This window comes from Bacillus sp. LQ01 (assembly GCF_057624735.1).
On the sequence record NZ_JBYEZL010000001.1, the window covers coordinates 1,026,911 to 1,047,308 of the forward strand.

Annotated in this window: 21 protein-coding genes; 14 read left to right on the forward strand and 7 right to left on the reverse strand. The window is 33.2% G+C overall.

Going from position 1 to position 20,398, the window contains the following annotated elements; translation table 11 throughout:
• Positions 1–17: 17 nt before the first annotated feature.
• From nheB to AC22L0_RS05500, 3 genes are all read left to right on the forward strand, one after another.
• Positions 18–1,226 carry a non-hemolytic enterotoxin NHE subunit B gene (gene nheB, locus AC22L0_RS05490; protein ID WP_000162975.1) on the forward strand — a complete coding sequence of 403 codons (1,209 nt, stop codon included), beginning with the start codon at positions 18–20 and terminating at the stop codon, positions 1,224–1,226.
• A gap of 107 nt (positions 1,227–1,333) precedes the next feature.
• Complete coding sequence (nheC, locus tag AC22L0_RS05495; RefSeq protein ID WP_001171989.1) at positions 1,334–2,413, forward strand: non-hemolytic enterotoxin NHE subunit C; 1,080 nt, start codon at positions 1,334–1,336, stop codon at positions 2,411–2,413.
• Positions 2,414–2,644: 231 nt separating this feature from the next.
• Entirely contained in the window at positions 2,645–3,271 is a 627-nt protein-coding gene (locus AC22L0_RS05500; protein ID WP_000432986.1) for a LysE family translocator, read from the forward strand.
• A 123-nt stretch (positions 3,272–3,394) separates the two neighbouring features.
• On the opposite strand, the gene AC22L0_RS05505 is transcribed toward AC22L0_RS05500, so the two are convergent.
• Together AC22L0_RS05505 and AC22L0_RS05510 are read right to left on the reverse strand one after the other, a co-directional pair.
• Positions 3,395–3,706 carry a heavy metal-binding domain-containing protein gene (locus AC22L0_RS05505; RefSeq protein ID WP_487272165.1) on the reverse strand — a complete coding sequence of 104 codons (312 nt, stop codon included), beginning with the start codon at positions 3,704–3,706 and terminating at the stop codon, positions 3,395–3,397.
• Between the two features lie 129 nt (positions 3,707–3,835).
• The gene (locus tag AC22L0_RS05510) at positions 3,836–4,489 is read right to left on the reverse strand and encodes a CPBP family intramembrane glutamic endopeptidase (protein WP_001009302.1); all 654 of its coding nucleotides are present in this window, start codon (positions 4,487–4,489) and stop codon (positions 3,836–3,838) included.
• A gap of 640 nt (positions 4,490–5,129) precedes the next feature.
• Between AC22L0_RS05510 and AC22L0_RS05515 the strand changes: the two genes are divergently transcribed.
• The 8 genes from AC22L0_RS05515 to AC22L0_RS05550 all read left to right on the forward strand — a co-directional run bounded on the left by AC22L0_RS05515 (position 5,130) and on the right by AC22L0_RS05550 (position 12,095).
• On the forward strand, positions 5,130–5,720 hold the full coding sequence (locus AC22L0_RS05515; protein WP_000169648.1) for a TetR/AcrR family transcriptional regulator: 591 nt from the start codon (positions 5,130–5,132) through the stop codon (positions 5,718–5,720).
• Positions 5,721–6,080: 360 nt separating this feature from the next.
• Positions 6,081–7,028, forward strand: a complete 948-nt coding sequence (gene deoR / locus AC22L0_RS05520; protein WP_000409782.1) for a DNA-binding transcriptional repressor DeoR — start codon at positions 6,081–6,083, stop codon at positions 7,026–7,028.
• A gap of 305 nt (positions 7,029–7,333) precedes the next feature.
• Positions 7,334–8,005: a deoxyribose-phosphate aldolase gene (gene deoC / locus AC22L0_RS05525; RefSeq protein WP_001017441.1), complete on the forward strand. Its 672-nt coding sequence runs from the start codon at positions 7,334–7,336 to the stop codon at positions 8,003–8,005.
• A 102-nt stretch (positions 8,006–8,107) separates the two neighbouring features.
• Positions 8,108–9,289, forward strand: a complete 1,182-nt coding sequence (locus tag AC22L0_RS05530; protein WP_000876173.1) for a NupC/NupG family nucleoside CNT transporter — start codon at positions 8,108–8,110, stop codon at positions 9,287–9,289.
• A 36-nt stretch (positions 9,290–9,325) separates the two neighbouring features.
• Entirely contained in the window at positions 9,326–10,627 is a 1,302-nt protein-coding gene (locus AC22L0_RS05535) for a pyrimidine-nucleoside phosphorylase (RefSeq protein WP_001983022.1), read from the forward strand.
• 33 nt (positions 10,628–10,660) lie between these two features.
• Entirely contained in the window at positions 10,661–11,056 is a 396-nt protein-coding gene (locus AC22L0_RS05540; RefSeq protein WP_000516778.1) for a cytidine deaminase, read from the forward strand.
• 146 nt (positions 11,057–11,202) lie between these two features.
• The gene (locus AC22L0_RS05545; protein ID WP_000737863.1) at positions 11,203–11,598 is read left to right on the forward strand and encodes a DUF2871 domain-containing protein; all 396 of its coding nucleotides are present in this window, start codon (positions 11,203–11,205) and stop codon (positions 11,596–11,598) included.
• A 17-nt stretch (positions 11,599–11,615) separates the two neighbouring features.
• Entirely contained in the window at positions 11,616–12,095 is a 480-nt protein-coding gene (locus AC22L0_RS05550; protein WP_000561046.1) for a CcdC family protein, read from the forward strand.
• A 47-nt stretch (positions 12,096–12,142) separates the two neighbouring features.
• Here the strand turns inward: AC22L0_RS05550 and AC22L0_RS05555 are convergent, their stop codons facing one another.
• Complete coding sequence (locus tag AC22L0_RS05555; protein WP_000789773.1) at positions 12,143–12,373, reverse strand: DUF896 domain-containing protein; 231 nt, start codon at positions 12,371–12,373, stop codon at positions 12,143–12,145.
• A 245-nt stretch (positions 12,374–12,618) separates the two neighbouring features.
• Here AC22L0_RS05555 and AC22L0_RS05560 point away from each other — a divergent pair, with 245 nt between their 5' ends.
• Positions 12,619–13,527: an HPP family protein gene (locus AC22L0_RS05560; RefSeq protein WP_000994719.1), complete on the forward strand. Its 909-nt coding sequence runs from the start codon at positions 12,619–12,621 to the stop codon at positions 13,525–13,527.
• A 65-nt stretch (positions 13,528–13,592) separates the two neighbouring features.
• Here the strand turns inward: AC22L0_RS05560 and AC22L0_RS05565 are convergent, their stop codons facing one another.
• Both AC22L0_RS05565 and AC22L0_RS05570 read right to left on the reverse strand, forming a co-directional pair.
• Positions 13,593–14,321 carry an urease accessory protein UreH domain-containing protein gene (locus AC22L0_RS05565; protein ID WP_002061125.1) on the reverse strand — a complete coding sequence of 243 codons (729 nt, stop codon included), beginning with the start codon at positions 14,319–14,321 and terminating at the stop codon, positions 13,593–13,595.
• Positions 14,322–14,336: 15 nt separating this feature from the next.
• Complete coding sequence (locus tag AC22L0_RS05570; RefSeq protein WP_061654543.1) at positions 14,337–15,320, reverse strand: F510_1955 family glycosylhydrolase; 984 nt, start codon at positions 15,318–15,320, stop codon at positions 14,337–14,339.
• Between the two features lie 220 nt (positions 15,321–15,540).
• Between AC22L0_RS05570 and AC22L0_RS05575 the strand changes: the two genes are divergently transcribed.
• Positions 15,541–16,824, forward strand: coding sequence for an aminopeptidase P family protein (locus AC22L0_RS05575; RefSeq protein WP_087968050.1), 1,284 nt, complete (start codon positions 15,541–15,543; stop codon positions 16,822–16,824).
• Positions 16,825–16,918: 94 nt separating this feature from the next.
• Here AC22L0_RS05575 and AC22L0_RS05580 read toward each other — a convergent pair whose 3' ends face one another.
• On the reverse strand, positions 16,919–17,554 hold the full coding sequence (locus AC22L0_RS05580; protein WP_000687271.1) for a pentapeptide repeat-containing protein: 636 nt from the start codon (positions 17,552–17,554) through the stop codon (positions 16,919–16,921).
• A gap of 362 nt (positions 17,555–17,916) precedes the next feature.
• Between AC22L0_RS05580 and AC22L0_RS05585 the strand changes: the two genes are divergently transcribed.
• On the forward strand, positions 17,917–19,557 hold the full coding sequence (locus tag AC22L0_RS05585) for a multicopper oxidase family protein (RefSeq protein ID WP_087968047.1): 1,641 nt from the start codon (positions 17,917–17,919) through the stop codon (positions 19,555–19,557).
• Between the two features lie 51 nt (positions 19,558–19,608).
• On the opposite strand, the gene AC22L0_RS05590 is transcribed toward AC22L0_RS05585, so the two are convergent.
• Entirely contained in the window at positions 19,609–20,160 is a 552-nt protein-coding gene (locus AC22L0_RS05590; protein WP_087968045.1) for a hypothetical protein, read from the reverse strand.
• Positions 20,161–20,398: the final 238 nt, after the last annotated feature.

The window sequence follows — 20,398 nt, forward strand, 5'->3', positions numbered from 1 at the left end:
ATAGGGAGAGAAGAAAAATGACAAAAAAACCATATAAAGTAATGGCTCTATCAGCACTTATGGCAGTATTTGCAGCAGGAAATATTATGCCGGCTCATACGTATGCAGCTGAAAGTACAGTGAAACAAGCTCCAGTTCATGCGGTAGCAAAAGCTTATAATGACTATGAAGAATATTCATTAGGACCAGAAGGCTTGAAAGATGCAATGGAAAGAACAGGTTCAAATGCTTTAGTAATGGATCTGTATGCTTTAACAATTATTAAACAAGGTAATGTTAACTTTGGAAATGTATCGACTGTTGATGCAGCTTTAAAAGGAAAAGTGATTCAGCACCAAGATACAGCTAGAGGAAATGCGAAGCAATGGTTAGATGTATTAAAGCCACAGCTTATTTCAACGAATCAAAACATCATTAACTACAATACAAAATTCCAAAACTATTATGATACTTTAGTTGCTGCGGTAGATGCAAAAGATAAAGCGACTCTTACGAAAGGCCTAACTAGATTATCAAGTAGTATTAATGAAAATAAAGCGCAAGTGGATCAGTTAGTAGAAGACTTGAAAAAATTCCGAAATAAAATGACGTCGGATACGCAAAACTTCAAGGGTGATGCAAATCAAATTACATCTATATTAGCTAGTCAAGATGCAGGGATTCCACTTCTGCAAAATCAAATTACAACGTACAATGAAGCAATTAGTAAATATAATGCAATTATTATCGGTTCATCTGTTGCGACAGCTCTAGGACCAATTGCAATTATTGGTGGTGCAGTAGTTATTGCTACGGGCGCAGGAACACCGCTAGGAGTCGCATTAATTGCAGGTGGTGCAGCAGCTGTAGGCGGTGGTACAGCTGGTATCGTATTAGCGAAGAAAGAACTTGACAATGCACAAGCTGAAATTCAAAAAATAACTGGACAAATTACAACTGCTCAATTAGAAGTAGCTGGGTTAACGAACATTAAAACACAAACTGAGTATTTAACAAATACGATTGATACTGCAATTACAGCGTTGCAAAACATTTCAAACCAATGGTATACAATGGGATCAAAATACAATTCTTTACTTCAAAATGTGGATTCAATTAGTCCAAACGATCTTGTTTTCATTAAAGAAGATTTAAACATTGCGAAAGATAGCTGGAAAAACATTAAAGACTATGCAGAAAAGATTTATGCTGAAGATATTAAAGTAGTAGATACGAAAAAAGCATAATCGAATACGAATCGTTAGGGCGTTAAGTGTTGATGAATGATTTGAAGCTCCTGTTCAGTTGTGAGCAGGAGCTTTTGATATCCTTATAAAGAGAATAGGTGAAAAATATGCAGAAACGATTTTATAAAAAATGTCTTTTAGCGGTAATGATTGCTGGGGTGGCAACGAGTAACGCATTTCCTTTACATCCTTTTGCAGCAGAACAAAATGTAACGGTGCTACAAGAAAATGTGAAAAACTATTCTCTTGGACCAGCAGGATTCCAAGATGTAATGGCACAAACGACATCAAGCATATTTGCAATGGATTCATATGCAAAATTAATTCAAAATCAACAAGAGACGGATTTAAGTAAAATAAGTTCGATTAATAGTGAATTTAAAGGGAATATGATTCAGCATCAAAGAGATGCAAAAATTAATGCAGCATATTGGTTAAATAATATGAAGCCTCAAATTATGAAAACAGATCAAAATATTATAAATTACAATAATACTTTTCAATCGTATTATAATGACATGTTAATAGCGATTGATCAAAAGGATAGTGGAAAATTAAAAGCGGATTTAGAAAAGTTGTATGCGGATATTGTAAAGAATCAAAATGAGGTAGATGGATTATTAGGAAATTTGAAAGCTTTTCGCGATAGAATGGCGAAAGATACAAATAGTTTCAAAGAGGATACAAATCAGTTAACAGCGATATTGGCAAGTACGAATGCTGGTATTCCAGCTCTAGAGCAACAAATAAATACATATAACGATTCGATTAAAAAGAGTAATGATATGGTCATTGCTGGTGGCGTACTTTGCGTAGCTCTAATAACATGTCTTGCTGGCGGGCCGATGATTGCGGTTGCGAAAAAAGATATCGCAAATGCAGAAAGAGAAATCGCCAATTTAAAAGATAGAATTTCAGGAGCACAAGCAGAAGTCGTAATTTTGACTGATGTAAAAAATAAAACAACAAACATGACAGAAACAATTGATGCAGCAATTACAGCACTACAAAACATATCAAATCAATGGTATACAGTAGGTGCAAAGTATAATAATTTATTACAAAACGTAAAAGGAATTAGTCCGGAAGAGTTTACGTTTATAAAAGAAGATTTACATACAGCGAAAGATAGCTGGAAAGATGTAAAGGATTATACAGAAAAATTACATGAAGGTGTGGCAAAGTAAACAGTGGACTAGTTCTGCTGTTTATTTTTTATCCTGTTTTTTGTGAGAGTTGAGCTTGCAATTATATATAAGTTTGTCATGTGTTTTATCAATGTGGCTATTGGGTAATAGTTAATCAAATTGATACGAATAACCTAAATAAATTTCTGATCAAGTCTTTTATATGTAATGTTTTAATGAAAAAAGCTATACTGTAAGCAAAACTAAAAATTGGAGAGGAAATACTACAACATGGAAAATTATTTGTTATTTATCCTTACAGCAATGTTAATCATAATCATGCCTGGTCCTGGTTTTGCGCTAGTTACAAAAAATACTATCTCGCATGGTAAAAATGGCGGGATAAAGACTGTTTTAGGAACGATATCTGGAATGATGATTCATACAATAATGGCTACGTTAGGACTTTCTGCTATCTTAATGAAATTTGCTATGTTATTTACATTTATAAAATATGCTGGGGCTGTTTATTTAATTTATTTAGCTGTAAAGTCAATTAAAAGTGCCTTACATAAAAAAGAAGATATGTCAGGTTCAGCAGAAATGGACTCTAAGGATATTGGGGCAATTAAAAGCTTTAGACAAGGATTTACTACGGCAATTTTAAATCCAAAAACCGCTGTATTTTTCCTTAGTTTTTTACCCCAATTTATTGTGAGTAATCAAAATCATTTCTTCCAATTTCTTTTGTTAGGACTCACATTTACGACTTTGACAGCAATATGGTATTTACTTTACATCTCACTCATACGTCAATTAAGAACTTTTTTAAGAAAAGAAAGAGTGAACCGTACAATAGAGGGTATTACAGGCGCCGTATTATTAGTATTTGGAGTTAGATTGTTTTTCCAAAAATAAATATGTAGATAAAACGAGAAATAAAAAAGTTGATTATTTCTCGTTTTATTCTTTAAAATCTGCAACAGAATCAGGATTTCCCCTCAAAGTATAAATTCCAAGAGGAACCGTTTTTTTATTTACTTATATACGCACAGCTGTACCACTGACAGCAACCATTAACATTCCATCACGAACAACTTCGAAATCTACGTCAATACCAACGATAGCGTTCGCACCTTTTTCTTTTGCAAGTTCTTTCATTTCGCCCATTGCAATATCACGAGCGTCTTTTAGTTTACTTTCATAAGCACCAACACGGCCACCTACAACATCACGAACGGAAGCGAATACATCGCGGACAATATTTGCACCCATAATAGCTTCACCATTTACAATATCAATATACTCAATAATCTCTTTACCTTGAATTCCAGAAGTTGTTGTTACAATCATGACTGACACTCTCCTAATATTTTATAATTTTTGATTAGCTTTCTTATGTCATAGAAAAAGTAGTTCTGGTGCCAAAAATGCTTGATAGAAACATAGAATATTTTTGGCATCAGAAACAAGTCTAGTTTCTTACAGAATGAAAGCAAGGCAATTGTTTAACATATGTATCGCTATAACATATGCAATGGATCTTTTAGAAATAAGATAAGCCGCAGTAAGTATCAACGATCCAGGTAAATAAATAGCAATATCCGAAAGTTGGTTCGTATGAAGAAGTGTAAAAATCATAATCGAAATGATAGATGCAATAGCAGTACCAATATGGTAAGAAAAACGATTTATTAATATGTGGCGAAACACAATTTCTTCAAGTATTGGACCCAGAATACCAAATACAAGCAATGTAAATACAAGAGGTACCTCTGCACCCGTTTCAAGGAGCTGCTCTTGGTTCTCTGGTTGACCAGTTGCTAGAAAATGCATAACACACTGTTCCACAATTAACGTAAATAAAACTACCATAGGAATACTTACTATTTTCAAAATTGTCTTCTCTTTAAAATAAGTAAAACTTTCAATAATTTCTTTCCTAAAGTAAATGATTCCTACAATAGCAGGTACAGTAAAACCGATGGCACTAAGAACAAATTCTGATTCAACTAAATTGACATTAGCTAAAAGTGATATGCCAAATAGTATGTACAAGCCAATTTGAAATGGTACAAACAGTGTAAAGATTATTAGCATAATGATTTCTTTTTTATTCATTTTTATAAAGTTCACTGTATTGCCCCCATAATTAAATTACCTATAATTTTTGATTTTTCTTTCTGCATAACGCTCTCCTTCTAAATATATTTATATAAGATTCTAAACCGGACGGTTCGGTCTGAATCGAAATCTAATGATACTACAAGTTTCTAGTTTTTTAAACCCTTTTTATAAAGTATTAACAAAATCAAAATGGAAAAAAGCAAATATATTTATATTTCAGTTGCTTTGTTACAATTTAATTCCAGTAATCATTAATGGTTAATCTTTTATAGAATGAAGTGAAAGTGGGAGTAGTTCAAACACTTTAGCTAAACATATTGATAAAAATTATATATAATAATCATATGTCTATACATTAAAATTAACTATATATTTTTACACCTCTACGATTTTAGATAAAATTAGTTGTATAATATGACTGAATTAAACAATTGGTCATGTTGTTTTGACGGAAAATTCACTTAATTTATGTAGGTAATACAATTTGATTAACTTCTTTTCAAACTGTATTGTTTGAGGTTTCCATAAGATAGGGATTGATAAGATATTTCTGTTCCAAACTTATTTATACTTACAAAAAAATTAAGAAAATAGAGGGTAAACATTACCTAGAATATTAGGATCGTTTTCATTAGGAGGATTACAAAGCATGACTAAAGTTGATAAGGTTAAAGAAAAAATTATTGAAACATCTTTATATTTATTTAATACTAATGGGATAACTCGCACATCCATCCAGGATATAATGACAGCTACTGAACTACCTAAAGGATCTATTTATCGTAGATTCAAAAGTAAAGAAGAAATTGTCCTTGCTGCCTACGACAAAAGTGGTGAGATTATGTGGAGTCATTTTCATAAAGCAATGGAAAATAAAAAGACAGCAATTGATAAAATCCTTGCAATTTTCCTTGTATATCAAGATGCAGCTAATAATCCTCCTATTGCTGGAGGCTGTCCATTACTTAATAGTGCCATTGAAAGTACTGGAGTATTTCCAGAATTACAAAAAGCAGCAGCAAAAGGTTATGATGATACAGTAATGTTAATGGCTTCTCTCATAAAAGAAGGAATAGAGAAACAAGAATTTAAAGAAGATATAGAGGTTATATCACTCGCTTCCTTTCTTGCCTCTTCAATGGAGGGGGCTATTATGGCAAGTCGAGTATCTAACGATAATATACACCATCATTATTTTATTGAACAAATAAAACATCATCTTTTCACTTATTCTAAATAAGTGAGAACTTGCATTGTTTCCATCCAATTTTTATAAAATTAAATTGAGTAAATACCCCTTATAAATAGTAACTTCTGTTTATAAGGGGTATTTGAATAGTTTTTAGATGATGTTTCATGTTTCTTATTGAACGGCTTTGTTATCGTTACTACAGAAAAAATGTGAATTAAATGTTAATTGATTTACATGTTTCAAGCGTATCTATATTGAGTTTGTAAATCTACACAATAAGTTTTCATTATATATTAAGTGTAGTAGAAGTTCAGATAGATAAAATTCGGTAGTCGAATTTTTTTGCATAAAGCTGTATAATGCTTGTAACGAAAGGGAAATACAGGAAGGGATTTGTAATGAGTTACTATGGAAAAAGATAAACAACAATTAAGCGTTGAAGTTGCAAGATTATATTATCAATCAGATTATAGTCAGCAAGAAATTGCTAACAAATTAAATATTTCAAGACCAACAATTTCTAGATTGTTAAAGTACGCGAAAGAAAAAGGGTTTGTTCAAATTAGCATCGCTGATCCATTTGCGGATTTAGATAACGTCGGGAATTTACTGAAAGAAAAGTATAACTTATTAGAGGCACATGTTGTATTTTCTCCAGTTCCGGAATATGCAACGATTACAGAGTATATTAGCAAATATGCAGCTGAGTATATGGAAAAGACGGTTAAAAACGGTGATATTGTTGGTGTAAGCTGGGGAATGACGATGTATGAAATCGCTAGAAAAATCGTACCGCAACATGTAAAAGGGGTAGAGGTTGTTCAGTTAAAAGGTGGTATTAGTCATTCGAGTGTAAATACATATGCGAATGAAACAATCGCTTTATTTGCAGATGCTTTTCAAACGACGCCAAGAAATCTCCCCCTTCCAGTTATATTTGATAATGCAGTGACAAAAGAATTAGTAGAGCAGGATCGACATATTCATCACATTATCGAAATGGGGAAACAAGCGAATATTGCAATTTTTACTGTAGGAACAGTGCGAGACGAAGCGCTATTATTCCGATTAGGTTATTTTGATAAGGATGAAACGAGTTTGCTCAAAAAACAATCGGTCGGTGACATTTGTTCACGATTCTTTGATGGGGACGGAAATATTAGTAGTGAAGAAATTAATAAGCGGACCATTGGAATTGAGTTAGAAGAACTGAAATTAAAGAAACGCTCTATTTTAGTTGCAGGTGGTAATAGAAAAATCAAAGCAATTGATGGTGCGTTACGTGGCGGGTATGCAAATGTATTAATTATCGATCAGCATACAGCAAAAGAATTGTTACATTATCAAAAAGATTAGAAATAAAAGGCGTTCTCAAGATGTTAATTTTGAGAACGCCTTTTATTTTGTTATGTATGAATGATAGGAGTTTTTTTGAACACAAATTGCCTTTTTAAAAATAATTATGGATATGGAGATACATACTACCATTGTTAACATAAAAATTTTGATTATATATTTGAAATGTTCTTTGTTAGAATGCGCTTTATTTACTACAAGAAAATTCCTTTTAAAAAAGAATGAACAAAATTTCAAAAGTGTATTTACATTTGTTCAACTAAGAGTTAGAATGAAGTTGTTAAAAGATATGAGGAGTGAAGATAATGAACATTGCAAAGTTAATTGACCATACAATTTTAAAAGCTAATACTACTAAAGAAGATGTTATGAAAGTAATCGAAGAAGCAAAGGAATATAAATTCGCTTCTGTTTGTATTAACCCAACATGGGTAAAATTAGCGGCTGATGAACTAGCTGGACATGATGTAGACGTTTGTACTGTAATCGGTTTCCCATTAGGAGCAAGCACGACTGAAACAAAAGCATTTGAAACAAAAGATGCTATTGCAAAAGGTGCAACTGAAGTTGATATGGTAATCAACGTAGGCGCTTTAAAAGATGGTGACAACGAACTTGTTGAAAAAGACATTTATGAAGTAGTACAAGCAGCAAAAGGAAAAGCTCTTGTAAAAGTAATCATTGAAACTTGCCTATTAACAGATGAAGAGAAAGTACGCGCTTGTGAATTATCAGTAAAAGCTGGTGCTGACTTCGTAAAAACTTCAACTGGATTCTCAACTGGCGGAGCAACTGCTGAAGATATCGCATTAATGCGTAAAACAGTAGGACCAAACGTTGGTGTAAAAGCATCTGGCGGTGTTCGTACACGTGAAGATGCAGACAAAATGGTAGCTGCTGGAGCTTCTCGCGTTGGAGCAAGTGCTAGTGTTGCAATCGTATTAAATGATGCAAAAGGTGCTACAGATAACTACTAATCATTAATGAAGTGAAGAGCAATAGATACACAAAGTAAAGTGTATCTATTGCTTTAATAATTGAAAAAAATGTAAGCGGATACGAATGGGAGGAGACGGCTTATGAAATACTTAATTGGTATTTTTGGCCTCGTATTGATTTTAGGTATCGCTTGGCTTGCTAGTAATAATAGAAAGAAAGTCAAATATCGCCCAATCATAACGATGGTTATATTACAATTTATTTTGGGGTTTTTATTATTAAATACAAGTGTAGGGAATATATTAATTAGCGGAATAGCAGATGGTTTTGGAGAGTTATTAAAATATGCCGCTGATGGTGTGAATTTCGTATTTGGTGGATTAGTAAATCAAAAAGAGTTTTCGTTCTTTTTAAGTGTATTAATGCCAATCGTATTTATATCAGCTTTAATAGGTATTTTGCAACACATTAAAGTATTACCTATTATTGTGAAATCTATCGGTCTAGCATTAAGTAAAGTAAATGGAATGGGGAAACTAGAATCATATAATGCAGTTGCTTCTGCGATTTTAGGACAATCTGAAGTGTTTATTTCAGTTAAGAAACAATTAGGGTTATTGCCAGAGAAAAGAATGTATACATTATGTGCATCTGCAATGTCTACCGTTTCAATGTCTATCGTCGGATCATATATGGTGTTATTAAAACCGCAATATGTTGTAACCGCTTTAGTGCTTAACTTATTCGGTGGCTTCATCATTGCTTCTATCATTAACCCGTATGAAGTTACTGAGGAAGAAGATATGTTAGAAGTACAAGAAGAAGAGAAAAAGACTTTCTTTGAAGTATTAGGGGAATACATTATTGATGGATTTAAAGTTGCGATTACAGTAGCAGCTATGTTAGTCGGTTTCGTTGCTCTTATCGCATTCATTAATGCAGTATTTAAAGGTGTAATCGGTATTTCATTCCAAGAAATTCTTGGTTATGTATTTGCACCATTTGCATTTATTATGGGTGTACCTTGGCATGAAGCAGTTAATGCCGGAAATATTATGGCAACAAAATTAGTATCGAATGAATTTGTCGCTATGACAGATTTAGCACAAGGAAACTTTAATTTCTCAGATAGAACGACAGCGATTATATCTGTATTCTTAGTTTCATTTGCAAACTTCTCTTCAATTGGGATTATTGCAGGGGCGGTTAAGAGCTTAAATGAAAAGCAAGGGAATGTAGTCGCAAGATTTGGTTTGAAATTACTATTCGGTGCAACATTAGTAAGTTTCTTATCAGCAACAATCGTTGGCTTATTATTTTAATAGATTCGTATCATATAAAAAGGAATGGTGATTGTAATGAGAATGGTAGATATTATTGCAAAAAAACGTGACGGCAAAGAATTAACGACTGAAGAAATCAAATTCTTTATTAATGGATATACAGACGGAAGTATTCCTGATTATCAAGTGAGTGCGCTTGCAATGGCAATCTTCTTTAAAGATATGACAGATCGCGAACGTGCAGATTTAACGATGGCGATGGTTGAGTCTGGTGAAACGATCGACTTGTCAGCAATTGAAGGAATTAAAGTAGATAAACATTCAACTGGCGGTGTTGGTGATACGACAACATTAGTATTAGGACCATTAGTAGCTGCTTTAGATGTACCAGTAGCAAAAATGTCTGGTCGTGGTTTAGGACATACAGGCGGAACAATTGATAAATTAGAAGCGGTAGAAGGATTCCACGTTGAAATTACGAAAGAGCAGTTCATTGATATTGTAAACCGTGACAAAGTAGCTGTTATTGGACAAACAGGAAACTTAACACCTGCAGATAAAAAGATTTATGCATTACGCGATGTAACAGGAACGGTTAACTCAATTCCTCTCATTGCAAGTTCAATTATGAGTAAAAAAATTGCAGCAGGTGCTGACGCAATCGTACTTGATGTAAAAACAGGTGCTGGTGCATTTATGAAAACAGAAGAAGATGCAAAAGAATTAGCACATGCAATGGTACGTATCGGAAATAATGTAGGACGTCAAACTATGGCTGTTATTTCAGACATGTCACAACCGCTTGGTTTTGCGATTGGTAACGCTCTAGAAGTAAAAGAAGCGATTGATACGTTAAAAGGTGAAGGTCCAGAAGATTTAACAGAATTAGTACTTGTATTAGGTAGCCAAATGGTCGTACTTGCGAAAAAAGCAAATACGTTAGAAGAAGCTCGTGAAATGCTAATTGAAGTGATGAAAAACGGAAAAGCAACTGAGAAGTTTAAAGAGTTCTTAAGCAATCAAGGCGGAGATAGCTCAATTGTAGACAATCCAGAAAAAATGCCACAGGCGAAGTATGTAATTGATGTACCTGCAAAAACTTCAGGTGTTATTTCTAACATTGTTGCAGATGAGATTGGTATTGCAGCTATGTTACTTGGTGCAGGTCGTGCAACGAAGGAAGATGAAATCGATTTAGCAGTAGGATTAATGTTACGTAAAAAAGTTGGCGATGCAGTAAAAGAAGGCGAGCCATTCGTAACAATCTACGCAAATCGTGAAAATGTAGAAGATGTAAAAGCAAAAATTTATGAGAACATCTCTATCGCTGAAACAGCAGTGGCTCCTAAATTAGTTCATACAGTTATTACTGACTAATCATCATTTCGTTTACTTTGAGGGGGAAATAATATGGGTAAGAAAAAATATATTGAAGAAGCAAACAAGATGTTATCGAAAGCGTATATTCCGTATTCTAAATTTCCTGTTGGCGCAGCGTTAGTTACGAAAGAAGGGAAAATCTATACTGGTTGTAATATAGAAAATGCTTCTTACGGTTTATGTAACTGTGCAGAAAGAACAGCAATATTTAAAGCAGTATCAGAAGGTGAGCGCGATTTTAGTTACTTAGTTATTACAGGAGAAACTGATGGACCGATTTCACCATGTGGTGCGTGTAGACAAGTAATTGCTGAATTCTGTGATCCGAAAATGCCTGTATTATTAACGAATGTAAAAGGTGATGAAAAAGAAGTGACTGTTGAGCAGTTACTGCCAGGTGCTTTCTCAATAGAAGATTTAAAATAAATTGAAAAGCCATTCTACAATTATTATTTGTGGAATGGCTTTTTTATTTTCAAAAATTGAATGTAATATTTTGTTCATACTCCGTTCATAAACTTTGCTTAAAATAATTGCAGCGAATATAGAAAGTTTACAACAGGAGGAATAGAATGAAGAAATTATATAATGCGGCATTTATTTACTTAATTATTGGTTTATTATCAGGTGTATTTGCAAGAGAGTATTCGAAAGCACAAGGAATTAAAGGATCCACAATGTTGCAATTAGTGCATACACATGTATTAGTGCTCGGTTTTGTATTCTTTTTAATTGCTTTAGCCTTATGTAAAGTGTTTCATGTACAAGAAACAAAGAGCTTTTGTGCATGGTTTGTTGTTTATAATGTAGGAGTAATCTTTACTATTGCTACAATGCTATGGAGAGGTCTTCTACAAGTAAATGGAACTGACTTTTACGGTTTAAGCCATATGGCTGGATTAGGTCATGTTATTATAAGTGTCGGGCTCGTTTGGTTTATGATTTTGCTCAAAAAGTCTTTTAAATAGATAGGAGTGGGAAGAGTATGATAGCACTTTTATCAAGTATTTTAGCGGTTTGTATGGCTGTTGGTGTCATGTTTCTGCGCTTTAAAGCAGCGAAAAAGCCGGTAACGAAAAAGAAAATTATATTGCCGCCAATTTTTATGAGTACAGGCGCAACGATGTACTTTTTACCAGAGTTTCGATTAACATCGTTAGAAATAGTTGAGGCAATTAGTATAGGGCTTATCTTTTCTATTTTTCTTATTAAAACAACTAAGTTCGAAATAAAAGGCGAACATATATTTATGAAACCGTCAAAAGCATTCATATTTATTTTAGTAGGCTTATTAGCTGTACGCGTGGCATTAAAGTCATATTTAAGCCAATCAATTGATTTGGCAGAGTTAAGCGGCATGTTTTTCTTACTTGCATTTGCGATGATTGTGTCGTGGAGAATTGCGATGTATCGCTCGTTTACTAAATTAAAAAAGACAATAAAAAGAGCTGGAATTTCTATATAGGAAATCCAGCTCTTTTTATGTTTTATTAGAATTCTTTAGCGCGGAACTCATTTGCTTAATTTTAAACGTATTTGAGCATCTTGTAATGCAGCAGGTGTAACGTTAAGACCATTTTGATCAACAATTTTTGTGTTTAATAAAATGGAATCTAAGCTTCCACGAAATGTTTGTGTATAGTTTTGGCGCAACATTTGTTGTTCTTGTTTTTCATCAACTGTTAATCCATTCGCTTTTTCTTTTTTTGACAATTCGTTAATACGGAATAAAATGTTTTTCATTTGTTTCACCTCTAGTTAGATGTAATTACATTAGCTACTTACTAATGTATAGTTATTGTAACCTATCTTTTAATAAGTGTCAATGTCTATAAAATGCTTTGTTTTGTATGTGTATGGATGAGAGAGGATGTAAATGAATACTAATACTTGAAATAGAAAAGATGCTAATATACAATACTATGGTAGGGTATAAAGAGTTGTTGTTTTACATTATGAAAGTAATAAGTAAAAAGGAGTATGCAATAATGAATGCAGTAATTTCAAAGAAAGAAACAATCATCTCATATACGATTGCTATTTTATTTATTTTAGCTATGGTAACAGCTGGTGTGTTATTAAATGATCCGGAAGTCATTTTGCCGGAAATAGCAGCGATGGCAATTGCTTTATGGGCGTATCGCGAGCCAGGATGGTTAAGACAACCAGAAAAAATCTTTATTGCACCGTCAATAACAGCTGTTATTGGTTTTGCAGTGAATCAAATGGATATTTCCTATATAGGAAAAGTTAGCTTAACACTTATATTAATGATGTTGTTTTTATGTGTTATTCAATCCAATTTAGCACCATCCATTGCGACAGGTTTATTACCGTTAGTAACAAATGCGACGGAATGGTCATTTGTTATCGCGGTATTTGCTTTAACATTTATTTTAATGATAGGTGTTCTTATATTTAAATTGAACAACGGTATTGAGCGAAAAGTGCAAATACAGTATAAATATATGACTGTATTTCTAATACTAAATTTCGTATGGATCAGTTTATGCTGGATAACTGGTTATGAACAATTAGCAGTTATTCCACCAATATTAGTTGTTGTGTATGAATCACTTCAAAAGCCGATGTATAATGAAAAAATGGCTTTTAAACAAATATTAGTATTAACTGCATCGGCAACTGTTGGAACTTTATTGTATTTTGCAATTGATTCATGGATTGTAGTCACGTTATTAAATATGATATTAATGGTTATTTTATTAAAAATCGTTGGAGTACGTATTCCAGCAGCGTATGCATTTCCATTATTGCCACTCGTATTTCCTGATGAAATGATAAAAATGTTACCAGTAGCTCCATTTGTTGCGGGAGTATTTTTATTTGGTACAGTACTACTGTATAAAAAGTGGGAGATGAAGCAAAAGGACATGTAGAAGAGTTAAATATAATTTTTAAAAAAGGTAAGTTCAAATGAATTGAACTTACCTTTTTGTATGTATTACCAATATAGAGCAGTATCATAAAGTCCGATTAAAATAAGGAGAACACCGGCTATACGTTGAATGTTTTTTCCTATTTTTCGGCTCTTTTTAAGTAGTGCCCCATTTAATCCTAGATAGGAGATGATGGACATTAATACGACGATAGGCAGAGCAGTTCCTATCGAAAAGAATGTAGGAAACAAGTACCCGTAATTATAGGGTAAAGATAAAGGGAGTAACGTTCCGAAAAATAGCACAAACATAGTCGGACAGAAAGCTAAAGAAAAGAAAAAACCAAGTAAAAATGAGCTGACTTCATTTTGTTTTCGAATAAATTTAATAGGGAAAAGGGTAGAGAAGAAATTTCTTCCTCTTATAATATCTGATAATATTAGACCTATTATTATTAATAAAGGTCCGATCAGTTTGCGTAACCATGGGAAATACAAAGTTAATGTTTGTTGAATTTCTTTTCCTAATAACCAGACTAAAAGTCCAAGTGTCGTAAAAGCTATTACTTTTCCTAAAATGAATAACAGTATATGTTTCCAGGTATGTCCCTTTTGTAAAGATTGATTTCCATAAAGTGTAATAGCGCTAATGTTTCCTGTTAATTGGCAAGGAGCAAGTGTACCTACAATGCCTAATAAAAACGCAAATAAAAGAGGTACTGATTTCGTAGCATTCGCGACATCTATTAAAGGAGACATGAGTTGATAGCTCCATTCACTAATTATTGAAAACACGTTATATTCACCCTTCTAATTAATTTGGAATGTTCCTTCTTTAGTAAGCTGCTTCCATGTTTTACCCTCATCCGTAGAAAGGAACACATTTGCTTTCATTGTAGCAAATACAATTTCAGCTGAATTTTGAGGGTTTTGTGATATATACATAATTGTATCTTTAGGATCTAAAGGTGGAATTTGTATGTTTGTCTCCTCATTTGTAGCAATTGATTTCTTCGTTACGATTTGCTTATTGATAGGCGCGTAAATAACATCTTCATTACTTAATGTAATTGCGGTCGATTCAAGTGATTTAGCGAATATTTCAAACGTATTTCCGTAATCTGTAGATAAGTAAACACCGTCTTTGGCACTTACTGCGACTACACTAGATTGATTCGGATGTACGGAAAAGGAATGAATCGTACTTGAAAGACCTTTTAACTTACTATTTTCCCAATCTTGTCCGTTGTTCGTACTGAAATAAAAACCTTGTTGTAATTTAGAATTTGGACGCTCATTGTATAAATAAATTGCTTCTGTATTATATCCGACAGCAAGGTTATGAAAATCAGATTCTCCGTAAAACGCTAGCTTTTCAAGTGTATTACCGCCATCAGAACTTTTCATTAATCCTAAAGGATTTTTTAAATCTGCTCCTGGTTCAGGATGACCGCTGGCAAAGAACCCGTTCTTCGTTGCCTGAAACCCCATATAATCATGTAATCCAGTCTTAGTTTCAAGCCATTTTCCATCTTGATAAACTTTTATCCCGCTATGAGTGGCGATAGAAACCCCAGATATATTTCCTGCATAGCCAATTCCGTGAATGTGCTCGATTTTTCCAGATGTAATTTCTTTATAGAAGTCTTGCGGACTCGTATTTGCTGTTTCTATATTTTTTGACTCAGATTGCACCGTTTCTTTCTTCACGGGTGCTGTTTCGGTGTTGCTAGAACATCCAGTAATTATGAATAAGGAAGTAATTGCTAACCCTGTTGCTACATAATGTTTCAAAGTTGTGGCTCCTTTCCTATATATGAGATTTTAAGTATATGGAATAAATGTCAAGAAATTGTGGAGTGGTATGCATAATGTAGATTAGATGGGCACTAGTAAGGGGGGATTTTCCTTTTTCTATGAGTACTATTAATTGACGAAAAATTGTAACAATAATAAAATGAATTGATTAGATCATTAGTTTTTTAATCATACATAGAACGCTAGGGGGATTATCATGAAATCAACATTTTTTGCTCAAAATAGAGAACGATTAGCAAACACATTACCAGAGGGATCTATTACGATTTTATTTGCGGGACAAGCACCGCATATGTCAGCTGATGCACATTATAAATTTGTACCGAATCGTAATTTTTACTACTTAACGGGAATCGATGAACCAAATGTTATTTTTATGCTGAAAAAGGTTGGAAGTAGTGTTGAAGAAACACTTTTCATTGAAAAGGCAGATCCAGTAATGGAAAAATGGGTCGGTAAAACAGTTTCTAACGAAGAAGCAGAGAAAATTTCAGGTATAAAGAAAGTTATATATTTAGATAGCTTTGAAAAGACAATGTCAAATATACTTTTTACAGAAAATGCGAAGCATCTATATTTAGATATAGAACGTCGTGATTGGAATGGTACGGAGACAAAAACATTAGCATTTGCTAAACATGTAAGAGAAAAATACCCACACGTAACAATTGGTAATGTATATCCGAACATTTGTGAATTACGAGTATTTAAAACAGAGGAAGAAATTGAAATTATTAAAGAAGCGATTGCTATAACGAAAGACGGTATTTACAACGTACTTAAGCATGCAAAAGCAGGCATGATGGAGTATGAATTAGAAGCACAATTTGATTTTACACTGAAGTCATCTGGCATTAAGTACCATGCGTTCAATACAATTTTGGCGAGTGGGAAAAATGCTACAGTTCTTCATTATGAAGATAATGATGCACAAATTCAAAATGGTGACTTAGTATTACTAGATTTAGGTGCTCAAAAAGACTACTATAACGCTGATATTAGTTATACATTCCCGGCAAATGGAACATTCTCTAGTCGCCAAAAACAAATTTATAATATTGTATTAAAAGCATTAAAAGAAACAACAGAGATTATTAAGCCAGGATTAAAGTTCGCTGCATTAAATGAGCATACAAAAAAGGTACTGGCAGAAGAGTGTAAAGCAATTGGTTTAATTCAAGAAGATGAAGAGTTATCAAAATACTATTATCATGGTGTCAGCCATTTCCTTGGTTTAGATACACATGATGTAGGAACATATAAAGATAGAGTGTTAGAAGAAGGTATGGTTATAACAATTGAACCTGGTCTTTATATTGAAGGAGAATCAATTGGAATTCGTATTGAAGATGACATTCTTGTAACGAAAGACGGGTATGAAAACTTGTCAAAAGATATCATTAGGGAAGTTGAAGAAATTGAAGAATTTATGAGTGTAAATAATGAACATGTAAAAGGAAACCAAGCTGTAGCTAAATAATAAAAGAGTCATCACTAATTTATTTGAACTTTATCTCGAATCGTGGACAATTAAAAAATCCATGATTCGGGATAGGGTTCTTTTCTTCGAAATACTAATCTTTAATTATTAATCCTAATAAAGTAGCAAACTGAACAGCTTGATATGTCGATACTTTACATCCTCTTAAATCGCTCACTGAAACTGTAAGTGTATCAAAGGTAGAAGAACTAATATCTATCCCCTTCAGTGATGTCTGATCAAAATTAGCTTCATCAAGACTACATAATTGGAATTCAACTTTTTTAAGTTTACAGTCAAAAAAATCTGCATTATTTAATGAAGTTTCATTGAAGATGATTTTTTCTAGTTTAGAATTTCCAAATGCCGCTAAATTCAAAATTGAATTCTCAAATTTAACATTTCCTAAGCTAGATTCTGTGAAATTTACTCCGATTAATTTACTGTTTTTAAATTCGACTCTGTGAACAGAAGAATTGCTTAAATTAACATTTGATAAATCACAGTTTTCAAAACAAACATCTGTAATATCAATATTGCTAAAGTCTGTATTAGTAAACTTACAGTTTTTTATCACCGCATCATATAACCGCACTCTATCTACAGATTCATTTTCGAAAGTGGAGTCTATAATTTCACACACTTCCAATGTTGGATCTTCTTCATAAAAAATATCTTGAAAATTCTTTGAAGATAACTCTGGTGAAATTTTTGGTCTATCAATTTTCATCGTATATCAATCCTCTTCTATTTGATATATTTGTGTAATTTGAGTCCATTGTCTGTGAGGAACATTAGTTCTTATTATACAAAAATCTAAGTTCTTTTGTGAAGAGCATTTTAGCTACATTTTTCTTATTTAATAATAGCAGTGTTATTGTTTCTTAAGAAATAACGTCAAAACAAATACGAGAACGGCTAATGTAGTCGCTACAAGGAAAGCATTTTGTATTACTAAAATATTCGTCTCTTATAATGTCTCTGCTTTTAGTAATTTTCCAATTAGCTTACGTAAGATCTAATTACATCTCCTTATTTTCTTGAAAATCAACTTCTATAATGATTTTGAAAAAGAATAAGGAGGGATTGTCCATGAAGCGAGTTGTATTAGCAGCCGTTACTGTCTCTGTAATATTTTTAATTGCTGCCTGTTCTGTGACGACAAATACAACAAATGATCATAAAAATATGAATGATAACAAAACACTACAGACTGAAACAGCTACAACACCATTGAAGGTTGAAAAAGGGCCAGAAGTTACTTTAATAGCGAAAGAAGAAAAGCAAAAATTAAGTAACGGTGTTATTGTTCCAGTCTGGACATTTAATGGCTCATCTCCTGGTCCAGAAATTCGGGTGAAAAAAGGTGAAAAGGTGAAAGTGACATTAAAAAATGAATTATCTGCACCAGTATCTATTCATTGGCATGGATATCCTGTCCCAAATAACATGGATGGAATTCCGGGCGTGACACAAGATGCAGTTGAACCAGGAAAAAGTTTCACTTACGAATTTGAAGCGAACGTACCAGGAACGTACTGGTATCACTCGCATCAAGATTCTGTAAATCAATTAGATAGAGGTTTGTATGGAGCGCTCATTGTAGAGGATACAAAGGAAAAATATGATAAAGATTACACATTACTGTTGGATGAATGGGTTACAGATAAAGAAGAAATTAAAAAGCAGTTAAAAGAAATGACAAAAGGGCAAATAGGTAATAAATCTAAAGGTGATGAAAATACGAAAAAGAATGATGATAAGAACGGCATGGATCATTCTGGTATGGACATGGGCAGTGATCAAAAAGACTCTGGCAATATGGCAGGAATGGACCATGGAAATATGAAGATGGAAGGTCATGATATGAGTATGTATGATTTATTCACAATCAATGGAAAAAGCGGTGATTTAGTAGTGCCATTGAAAGTGAATAAGGGAGATAAAGTTCGTCTTCGACTTGTTAATGCTGGTTATCTATCACATGATATACATGTTCACGGTCATGATATAAAAGTAATTGCGACAGATGGTCAACCAATAAACAATCCAAAAGTTATAAAGGATAAAGTAATTTCAATCGCACCGGGTGAACGTTATGATATTGAATTTACTGCTAATAATCCTGGGAAGTGGTATGTTGAGGACCATTCAAAAAATAAAGGTGCAAAAGGAATGAAAGCTGTTATTGAGTATGATGGCAGCAAAGAGATGAAAGATAAAACAGATGAAAAGGGAAAATTAGCGAAATTCGATATGACGAAATATGGTGCTAAAAAATTAGGTAGTTTCACGTTAAATCAAGAGTATACTGCCACATATAATATGGACTTAAATACGCAAATGAATGAAAATGAAATGGTATATACAATTAACGGAAAGGTATTTCCGGATATTGACCCAATTCAAGTGAAAAAGGGTGATTTAGTAAAAGTGAAATTGGTAAATCGTTCTAAAATGGATGATCACCCAATGCATTTACATGGTCACTTCTTCCAGGTGTTGAGTAAAGATGGAAAACCGGTAGAAGGTTCTCCAATTGTAAAAGATACATTGAACTTAAAACCAGGAGAAGAATATGAAGTAGCCTTTGTAGCAGACAATCCCGGTGAGTGGATGTTCCACTGTCACGACCTACATCATGCTTCAGCAGGGATGGTAACGGAAGTGAACTATACAGATTATAAATCTGACTATGTTCCAAACCAAAACATTCCTAATAAGCCAGAATAATAGGAAGCAGTTATCCTATGGATAGCTGCTTATTCATTTTTGTTGCAAGTACTAATGTATATGTTGATTATGCCCAGGTGAAGGTGAAGGTGCAGGAGTATGATCTGGGAATGTCGCGAATACGGCAACGATAATTACTACACTAATTGAAAGGAATAACAAAAAACGACGTTGGATAAAAGTAGAAAAGTTCTCCGATAACAATTGAATCACACAGGACATAGTAATCGTTATAGTAAGTAAAAGGCTAATGAACAATATACTATGAGCTTGTTGAGCGTTTAACATTTCTGTAATCATTGCTCCCATCATACTTGCCATTAATCCAGAGAACATTCCTTCTAAAGCAGTATATAGGTGAAAACGTAGACCCACTAAAAAACCGATAAAACCACTAATTAAAATAGCAAGTAAAGTAGAATATAGTAATTCCCCCTTAAAGAGAATGCCTAAATAAAAACCAATACTTAAACCGATACTCATACTAAAAGACATAATAAATACCATATACTCCATTAGGGTACCCTTACGTTTAGAAATATTGGATACAATAAGAATTGAGGTACAGCAAAGTGTTAAGGTAGTTAACGTATAAGCAAACATTATGATACCTCCTTGTCCTATCGTTCATTTCATCATATGTGTACTTATGATAATTTATATCTGCATATTATCTGCACAATTTCATAGATGTAAGCAAAGGAACGCTTGATTTTTTAGGGCGTCTTTTTTAATTGTAAGCATGTGAAAGAAATTGTTATATTATGAGTTTCTATTGTGAAGCCATAAAGAATAAGCGTATAATATTATAGGTCTCACATTTGCGAGACAAACCGCGAAT